Below are 9,507 nucleotides of genomic sequence, written 5' to 3' on the forward strand. Positions count from 1 at the left end.
GTCGATCTCCTCGTCCGCGTCGGCGGGCGCGGAGATCGACGCCGCGGCCGAGCCGATCGCGGTGATCGGCGTCGGCTGCCGCCTGCCCGGCGGCGTCCACGGTCCCGACGAACTGTGGCGGCTGCTGATGGCCGCGGAAAGCGCGATCTCGAAGGTGCCCGAGGGCCGCTGGGAGCAGTTCGGCCACGACTCGCCGGAGCAGGCCGAGGCGCTGGCCCGCACCACCCGCTGGGGTGGCTTCCTCGACTCGGTGTCCGAGTTCGACGCCGAGTTTTTCGGGATCTCCCCGCGCGAGGCGAGCGCCATGGACCCGCAGCAGCGGCTGTTGCTGGAGGTCGCCTGGGAGGCGCTGGAACACGCCGGGATCGCGCCGGACCGCCTGCGCGGCAGTCCTGCCGGCGTGTTCGTCGGGATCAGCGGCAACGAGTACGGCCAGCTCACGTTCGGCGACGTCAGCCGGATCGACGCCTGGAGCGGAACGGGTTCCGCGCTGAGCATCGCGGCGAACCGGCTCTCGTACGTGCTCGACCTGCGCGGCCCGAGTGTGGCGGTCGACAGCGCGTGCTCGTCCTCGCTCGTCGCGGTGCACCTCGCGATCCAGAGCCTGCGGGCGGGCGAGAGCGACGTCGCGCTCGCCGCCGGGGCGAACCTGTTGCTGAGCCCCGGGGTCACGGCCAACTTCGACCAGATGGGGATCACCTCGGCCGACGGGCTGTGCAAACCGTTCGACGCCTCCGCCGACGGCATCGCACGGGCCGAGGGCGCGGGTGTCGTCGTGCTCAAGCCGTTGAGCAAGGCACAGCGCGACGGCGACCGCGTGCTGGCGGTGCTGCGGGGTTCGGCGGTGAACTCCGACGGCCGTTCCAACGGCCTCACCGCGCCGAACCCGGCCGCGCAGCAAGCGTTGCTGCGTGCCGCCTGCACCGCATCCGGCATCCAACCGTCCGAAGTGGACTACGTCGAGGCACACGGCACCGGCACCCTGCTCGGTGACCCGATCGAAGCGAGCGCGCTCGGCGCGGTGCTCGGCGAGGGACGTCCCGCGGACCGTCCGCTGCTGCTCGGTTCGGTGAAGTCGAACCTCGGCCACCTCGAAGCCGCCGCCGGGATCGCCGGCCTGATCAAGGTCGTGCTGGCGCTGGCGAACCGCCGCATCCCGGCGAGCCTGCACTTCACCGAGCCGAACCCGCACATCCCGTTCGAGGACCTGCGGCTGTCCGTGGTCGCCGAGCAGCAGCCGTGGCCGGGACAGGGCAGGCCCGCGCGGGCCGGGATCTCCGGATTCGGCTTCGGCGGCACCAACGCGCACGTCATCGCCGAGCAGGCACCCGTGGTGCCCTACGAGGAACCGGCGTCCGGCGGCCTCGGCCAGTACCTGCTCGCCGCCGCTTCGCCGGAGCGCCTGCGCCTGGCCGCCGGACGGCTCGCCGACTGGCTGAGCGACTCCGGGCACCTTCCACTGGCCGATGTGGAGCATTCGCTCGCCCGCCGCGCCAGTGGGCGCCACCGCGTGGTGGTGACCGCGGGCGATCACGACGAGCTGGTCTCGGGTCTGCGCGCGTTCGTCGCGGGCACGATCGTTCCCGGCGTCTCGACCGGACGTGCCGATGCCGCCGGGCCGGTCTGGGTGTTCTCCGGGCAGGGCTCGCAGTGGGCGGGCATGGGACGGCGGCTGCTGGCCGACGAGCCCGCCTTCGCCGCCGCCGTGGACAAGGTCGACGAGGCGATGCGCGGCGAGGGCCGCTCGATCCGCGCCGTGCTGGAGTCCGGGGTGGAGCCGGTGGGATTCGCCGCGCTGCAGCCGGTGTTGTTCGGGATCCAGGTCGCGCTCGCCGAACTGTGGCGCCACTACGGCGCCGAGCCCGCCGCGGTGATCGGGCATTCGCTCGGCGAGGTCGCGGCGGCGGTCGTCGCCGGGGCCATCTCGCTCGCCGACGGTGCCCGCATCGCCGTACGCCGGTCGAAGCTGCTGGCGACCACCGCGGGCAAGGGCACCATGGCCCTGCTGGAACTGCCCGCCGACGAGGTCGCCGAACTCCTGCGTTACTACCCGGACGTCGATCTCGCCGTGTACAACGCGCCGGGCCAGACGGTGGTTTCCGGTGCCCCGGAACAGATCGCGTCGCTCGTCGAGACGGTCGGGCGGCGCGGGCTGCTGGCCAAGGCGATCAATGTCGACGTCGCCAGCCACTCCCGGATCATCGCCCCGGTCGTCCCCGAACTCGGCGCGGAACTGGCCAACGTCTTCGCGCACGAGCCGTCGGTGCCGGTGTACCCGACGGCCGTCGAATCGGGCGCTGTCGAGTCGAACACCGTGCGTTTCGACGCCGGCTACTGGACGGCCAACGCGCGTAACCCGGTCCGGTTCACCCAGGCCGTCGAGAAGGCTCTCGGCGACGGCTTCGGCACGTTCGTCGAGATCTCGCCGCATCCGGTGCTGCACCACGCGATTCTCGAAACCGCGGGCGAGCGCGCGGTGACCGTGCTCGGCACGCTGCGCCGAGGCGAGGACGAACGCCGCCGGTTCCACATCAACCTCGGCGCCGCGCTGGCCGCGGGCGACCGGCGGCCGCGGACCGCGGGCAGGCTGCTCGATCCGCCGACCACGCCGTGGCAGCACCGCGAGCACTGGGCGCCGAAGCTCGCCCGGCCGGAGGTGGCGGGCACGCATCCGCTGCTCGGCGTGCACGTCGAACTGCCGGACGCCGACACCCACCTGTGGCAGGCGGATCTCGGTACGGAACGCCGGCCGTGGCTGGCCGATCACCGGATCGACGGCACTGCGATCCTGGCCGGCGCCTGCTACGTCGAAATGGCGTACACGGCGGCGTCGACCGCGCTCGGCCGCCCGCCGGAGCTGCTCGAACTGCGGGGTCTCGCGCTGCACGCGCCGCTGCCGCTCACCGAGCACACTCGCGTCACCACGACGTTCACCACCGCCGACGGAAAGCTGCGGGTCCACACCCGCGGCGAGGACGGCTGGATCCTGCACTGCAGCGTGATCGTGGCCGAAGCCGGGGAAACCGAACCGGCGCGGGAGTCCGGTTGCGAGCCGGAGACGTCGCTGGCGCCCGCGGAGCTGTATCACCGGTTGCGCTCGCTCGGTGTCGACTATGGACCGTCGTTCACCGGCGTCCTCGATGTCAGCGTCGGCGAATGGTGTGCGACCGCGACCGTGGAGGCGCCGGAAGGCGTTGCGTCCGGCGGGTTCTTCGTGCATCCGGTGGTGCTCGATTCGTGCCTGCAGACGTTCGCCGCCGCATTGTCCACAGTGGATACCGACGACGCCTACCTGCCGATGGAGTTCGGTGCGGTGCGGGTCTTCGGCGATCCGCGGACCGGCATGACGAGCCACGTGTCGGTGGAGGCGCCGGAGCCGGGTGCCGGTGGCGTGCTCGGCAGGCTGCGGCTGATGGACGCCGACGGCGTCGTCGTGCTGGAGATCGCCGACGTGTTCGCGCGGAAGCTGTCCCGGAACTCCGCGCCGCTGAAGGAAAAGCTGCTGACTCACGAATGGCGTCCCGCCGAGCGCCCCGACCGGTGGCCGACCGGTCCGGTCGCCGTCCTCGGCGGCACGCCCCGGGTCGACGAGGCCGTGCGGGTCTTCACGACGGCCGGAATCGAGGCACGGCGCGTGACCGATCCCGCCGAGTGCGCCGGTACCGATCACGTCGTCATGCTGGTGGACGACGAGGCGGCCGAAGGTCCCGACGCCGGAGCGCGGGCGGTCGGTGAGGCCGCGGAGCTGATCCGCGTACTCGCCGAAACCGGTGGCACGCCACGGGTCTGGCTGGTGACGTCGTCGGCCGCCGCGGTCGAACCGGGGGAACCCGGCAAGCCCGGCCTCGCCGCATTGCGTGGCCTGGTGCGGGTTTCGGCCTTCGAGCACCCCGCCCTGCGGGTGACCTGGCTCGACGTGGACACGTCCGAGGCGCTGGTCGGCGAAGTGGCCGGTCAGGCGGCCGAGGACGAGGTCGCCTGGCGCGGCGAACAGCGGTACGTCGCGAGGCTCGCGGCGACGTCGTTGCCCTTGCCGGGTGAGGAGCCCGTCGTGCGGCCGGACGGCGGCTACGTCGTGACCGGCGGTCTCGGCGGGCTGGGTCTGACGCTCGCCACGCGGCTCGCCGCGCTCGGCGCCGCCAAGATCGTCCTGAATGGACGGTCGGCACCGAAACCCGCTGCGCAGGCGGTCATCGAGGAACTCACCGCGGCGGGCACCCTGGTCGAGGTCGTGCTCGGGGACGTCGCCGAACCCGGCGTCGCCGAACGGCTGATCGCCGCGGCGGGCCGGGACGCCGTCGCGCGCGGTGTGGTGCACGCGGCCGCGGTCTTCGACGACCGGACGGTGTCTCGTTTGGACGATGGTACGCTGCGGAAGTCATGGCTGCCCAAGGCATATGGTGCCTGGCGGCTGCACGAGGCCACTGTGGACACCGAGCTGGACTGGTGGCTCGGGTTCTCTTCGGCGGCCGCACTGCACGGCCTTCCCGGGCAGCCCGCGTACGCCTCCGCGAACGCGTATCTGGACGCCGTCGTCGCGTTGCGGCGGGCGAGTGGTCTCCCAGGGGCCACGATCAACTGGGGGACCTGGGCCGAGGTCGGCGCCGCCGCCGGGCTGGAGGTTCCCTGGCTCACCCCGATCGGCCCGGACGAGGGGCTCGGGCTGATCGAGGAGGTCCTCTCCGCCGGTGGCGGCGCTTTCGGCGCGCTGCGGCTGAACACCGCCCGGCTCGCCACCGCGTTCCCCGACCTCGTCGCGGTGCCGTTCTTCGGTGACCTGCTCGCCGGGCACACCGTGTCGGCACCTTCGACCGACTGGCCGGGACTCGACGCCGTGCGGGACCGCGCGCCCGCCGAGATCCGGGTGCTCGCCGGTGAGCAGCTGCGGGCGCGGATCGCGTCGGTCATGGGCATGGAGCCCGGCGGACTGGCCGAGGACCTGCCGCTCACCAGCCTCGGGGTCGATTCCCTGCTCGCGGTCCGCATCGGCAACGGCCTGCAGCACGATTTCGGGGCCGTGCCCCCGGTGTCGCTGCTGCTGCGCGGCGCGTCACTGGCCGATCTGCGTGAGTGGCTGTTCGGCGAACTCGGTGTCGTGGGAGCGGCGCTGCCGTCGCCGCGCAAGCCGTCGTCGGTGCGGGTGCCCCCGCGTGACGCGGCGGAGCGGCTCGTCGTGTCGGTGTGGGAAGAGGTGCTGGGCGAGCCGGTCGGCGTCACGCAGGAGTTCGGCGGCGACACCGCCGCGGCCGAACGGGTCGCCGAGCTGCTGAGCGTGCGCGCCGGACGTCCGCTGAGCCGCGCGGAGCTGTTCGAGCGGCCGACGGCGGAGCTGATGGCCGAACTCGTGCGGGACGCGGTCGCGCAGACCGGTCCGGTCCGGGTCCTGCGGGAGGGCGGCGCCGAGCCCCCGGTGTTCTTCTTCCACCCCGGCGGCGGGGACACCGCGGTGTTCCGGCAGCTCGTGGACCTGCTGCCGGGCGACGTGCCCGCGTACGGCTTCGACCGCGTCGACGGCACCGGAACCGTGGAGGACCGTGTCGAGGCGTATCTGCCGCGGTTACGCAGCGTGCAGCCATTCGGGCCGTACCGGCTCGGGGGCTGGTCGTTCGGCGGATTCCTGGCGTTCGAGGCGGCACAGCGGCTGACCGCGGCGGGCGAGCGGGTCGAGCTGCTGGCCATGGTCGACCCGATCCTGCCGCTGCCACAGGACTCCGGACTGTCCGAAGTGGACGAGCTGGAGCGCCGGTTCGAGCGGTTCGGCGAGTTCCTGCGGACGAGCTACGGCCGGCCGGTCGAACTGCCCTACGCCGAACTGGCCCGGCTCGACGACGAGGGCCAGGCGGACCTGCTCATCGAGACGATCCTCGCCGCCGGCGTCATCGACTCGCGGGTGAGCGGCGCGATCCTGGCGCACCAGCGCAGCTCGTTCCTCGACGCGCGGCTGCTGGAGCGCTACCAGCCGTCGGCGTATCAGGGCCGGACGGTGTTCTACAGCGCCGCCGACGCCGTCCCCGGCGGGCTGCGGGATCCGCGCTTCGACCGGTCCGATCCGGCGCGCGGCTGGGACGCGGTGTGCCGGGACCTGGAGGTGGTGACCGTGCCGGGGCATCACCTGTCGGTGCTCGACCCGCCGAACGTCGAGGTCATCGCGGCCCATCTGACCAGGGCACTGGCGAGCGGCACCGCTCGGCAGCGTCCCGTCACGGCACGACGGGAGTCTTGATCGGAACTCGCGCCGTGTCGTGCAGGCCTCCTTCCCCGTGTCCCGCGCGGGGAAGGAGGCCTATGTCATGCTGACGGACCAGCGCCTGCCCGCCGAACGGACCAGCAGAGAGGCGCACGTCACATCAATCCACCCGATGTGGTGAAAACGGAGTAACCCAGGCGGGTGCGGTGCAGTTGGGCCAGAATGATCCTCTGCCTATCGGCTGGGTGGTGATGGGACACGTGCTGCGTGCTGTTGACGTACCGAGGATTGCGGATTCGCTGCTGGTGGAGGTGACCACGTATGTGGGCCGCCAGGCGGAGCTCGCTGAAGCGGCGCGGCTGATCGAGACGGCGTCGCTGGTCACGCTCACCGGGCCGGGTGGGGTCGGCAAGACGCGCCTGGCCCAGCGCGTGGCCGAGGGTGCGCGCGGGTCGTTCCGGGACGGGGTGGTGTTCGTCGGGCTCGCGGAGCTGGGCGAGCCGCAGTTGCTGGTCAACATGGTCGCCGACCGGCTGGGGCTGGGCGACCGCTCCTCGGGCCCGCCGATCGACCTTGTCGTGGACCAGCTGCGCGACCGGCGGCTGCTGCTGGTGCTGGACAACTGCGAGCACCTGGTCGAGGCGTGCGGCAGGCTGGCCGACACGCTGGTCAGGTCGTGCCCCGACGTCGTGGTGCTGGCGACGAGCAGGCAGTCGCTCGGCGTCGAGGGGGAGCGGGTGCTGCCGGTGCCGCCGCTCGCCGTCCCGCCCGCCGGGGAGCCCGCCGAATCGGCGCGGTACGACGCGCTCCAGCTGTTCGTGGACCGCGCGACGGCGGTCGTGCCCTCGTTCGCGGTCACCCCGGACAACGCCGAGGACCTGGCCAGGCTGTGCCGCGCGCTGGACGGCCTGCCGCTGGCGATCGAGCTGGCCGCGGTCCGGCTGCGGTCGCTGTCGGTGCGGCAGCTCGCCGAGCGGCTCGACCACCGGTTCACGCTCCTGACCAGGGGCTACAAGGGCGGCCCGAGCAGGCACGAGACGCTGCGGGCGCTGATCGACTGGAGCCACGAGCTGTGCACCGAGCGGGAGCGGCAGTTCTGGTCGCGGGCGTCGGTGTTCTCCGGGAGTTTCGATCTCGACGCCGCCGAAGAGGTGTGCTCGGGGGACGGTCTCGACCGCGCCGCGGTCCTCGACGTCATCGACGGGCTGATCGACAAGTCCTTGCTGCTCCGCGAGGAGGAGCAGGGCGTCGCGCGCTACCGGATGCTGCAGACGGTCCGGCAGTACGGCGAGGACCGGCTGCGTGCCGACGACGATCTCACGCGGTGGCGGCGCCGGCATCGCGACTGGTGCCGGGAGCTGACCAGGGGGTTCGAGGCGGGTTGGTTCGGCAGCGAACAGGGTGCCTGGATCGCCAAGCTCCGGGAGGAGCACGCCAACCTGCGGGCCGCGCTGGACTTCTGCGCGAGCGACGCCGAAGAGGCGGTCGTCGGGCTGCGGATGGTGTACGCGGTCAAGGAGTACTGGGTCCGAAGCCTCAACACCGAAGGCCGGATGTGGCTGAGCAAGCTGCTGGAGGCGGCGACACCGGACGCGCCGGGGCGCGCGGCGGCGCTGTGGATGTACGCCTTCCTCGCGCTGGTCCAGGCCGATCGGGACGCCTTCGAGAGCGCACTGGCCAAGGCCGCCGAGATCGCCGAACGGACCGCCGACGCGAAAGCGCTCGCCTTCGTCGACCACGTCCGCGCCTACTCCCTGCTGATCGACAACCGCAGCGAGTGTGCCGCGTCGTTGTTCGGTGCCGCCGCCGAGCGGTTCCGCGAGCTGGGCGACGAGGCCGCGGAGCTGTGGTCGACCTACAACTACGGGCTGGCGGTGAGCCTGACCGGCGATCGCGACCAGGGCCGTCGCGTGCTCCAGGAGTGCATCGAGCGCTACGCCGCGCGCGGTGAGATCTCCTGGCGCTGCTGGGCGCTGTGGTCCCTCAGCGCGGCCGAATACCTGCACGGGGACATGGAAGCGGCGACCGTGGCGGGGCTGGAGCTGCTGAGGCTGCAACCCGGGGGCGACCGGACGATCGTCGCGTTCGCGCTGACCGTCATGGCGGGCTGCGCCACGCACACCGGGCAGCCGCGCCGGGCGGCCAGGATGTTCGGCGCCGCGGCCGAAATCTGGCGTTCGGTCGGCGCCTCGCTGAACACCTACGCGGCCTTCGAAGAGCCGATGCAGCGCGACATCCAGCTGGTCACCGGCGAACTCGGCCTCGAAGAGGCGGCGCAGGAGTTCCTGCGCGGGACCGCGCTCACGATGGACGAAGCGGTGGCCTACGTGCTCGACACCGGGTCGCCGGACGACGATCCGCGGCCCGCGGACAACGCCGACGTCGTGCTCACCAAACGCGAGGCGCAGGTCGCCGAGCTGGTCGCCGAGGGCATGACGAACCGGGAGATCGCCGAAAAGCTGGTGATCGCCCGCCGCACCGCCGAGACCCATGTCGATCACATCCTGACCAAACTGGGGTTCAGCAGCCGTGCCCAGATCGCCGTCTGGGTGGTCTCGCGCCGGTCATGACGCCGTGCCCAGCCGGAGCAGCTCGACCCGCACGGCGATCTCCAGCTCGAACCGGGCTTCGGCGCACGCGAGGCTCTCGGTGAGCTGACCGCTGAGCTTGGTGACGCGGTGCCGCAGCGTCTGCGGGTGGACGCCGAGCCGCCGCGCCGCCTCGGCGATGTTCCCCCTGGCCGCCAGCCATTCGCGCAGGGTCACCAGCTGGGCGGTGCGATCGCGGCCGCTCAGCCCGTCCAGTGGTGCGAGCCGTTGCTCGGTGAGCCTGCCGAGCAGCGCGTCGTCGGCGAGGAGGATCAGCGTCTGCAGGTGATCCGCGCAGTCGATCAGCGGCCGGGCGGGGAGCAGACCGCGGTTGGCGAGGTCGAGGGCCCGCCGGGCGACCCGGAACGCCGCGGCCGCCTTGGCGAGCGGCGCCACCGGGCCGATCGCGATCCGCCAGCCGGGCAGCGCGGCGGCGATCTCCCCGGTGTCGAGGCGGTCCGCGGCCATGAGCAGCGCGGGCCGCGCGGACGTCGGATCGGCGAGCACCGCGCCGTCGAAAGTGTTGGGGGGCAAGGATTCCGCGTCAGCCGGCGCCTGGAGCGCGACAACGACGACCTGCTCGGGCAGTGGCCATCCGGCGGCCGCCGCGGCTTCGGCGAGGTCACTCCCGCCAGGTGGCGGGGGCCCCCCCCCCCCCGGGGGCCCCCCGCCGCGGGGGGGGGGGGGGGGGGGGGGGGGGGGGGCCGGGGCCCCCCCCCCCCCCCCGCGCCC

General features: G+C 72.9%; 3 protein-coding genes. 2 read left to right on the top strand and 1 reads right to left on the bottom strand.

The window, feature by feature from the left end; all coding sequences use genetic code 11:
* Together ACFWY9_RS01620 and ACFWY9_RS01625 are read left to right on the top strand one after the other, a co-directional pair.
* The coding region (locus ACFWY9_RS01620) for a beta-ketoacyl synthase N-terminal-like domain-containing protein (protein ID WP_378337902.1) at positions 1 to 6,223 on the top strand (6,223 nt) is incomplete at its 5' end.
* A 224-nt stretch (positions 6,224 to 6,447) separates the two neighbouring features.
* Positions 6,448 to 8,757, top strand: a complete 2,310-nt coding sequence (locus ACFWY9_RS01625; protein ID WP_378337903.1) for an ATP-binding protein — start codon at positions 6,448 to 6,450, stop codon at positions 8,755 to 8,757.
* On the opposite strand, the gene ACFWY9_RS01630 is transcribed toward ACFWY9_RS01625, so the two are convergent.
* On the bottom strand, positions 8,752 to 9,309 hold the full coding sequence (locus ACFWY9_RS01630; protein ID WP_378337904.1) for a helix-turn-helix domain-containing protein: 558 nt from the start codon (positions 9,307 to 9,309) through the stop codon (positions 8,752 to 8,754). The two genes, ACFWY9_RS01625 and ACFWY9_RS01630, sit on opposite strands and share 6 nt — an antisense overlap.
* Between the last annotated feature and the right edge of the window lie 198 nt (positions 9,310 to 9,507).

Origin of the sequence: Amycolatopsis sp. NPDC059027 (assembly GCF_042739735.1) — a bacterium.
Classification (GTDB): domain Bacteria; phylum Actinomycetota; class Actinomycetes; order Mycobacteriales; family Pseudonocardiaceae; genus Amycolatopsis.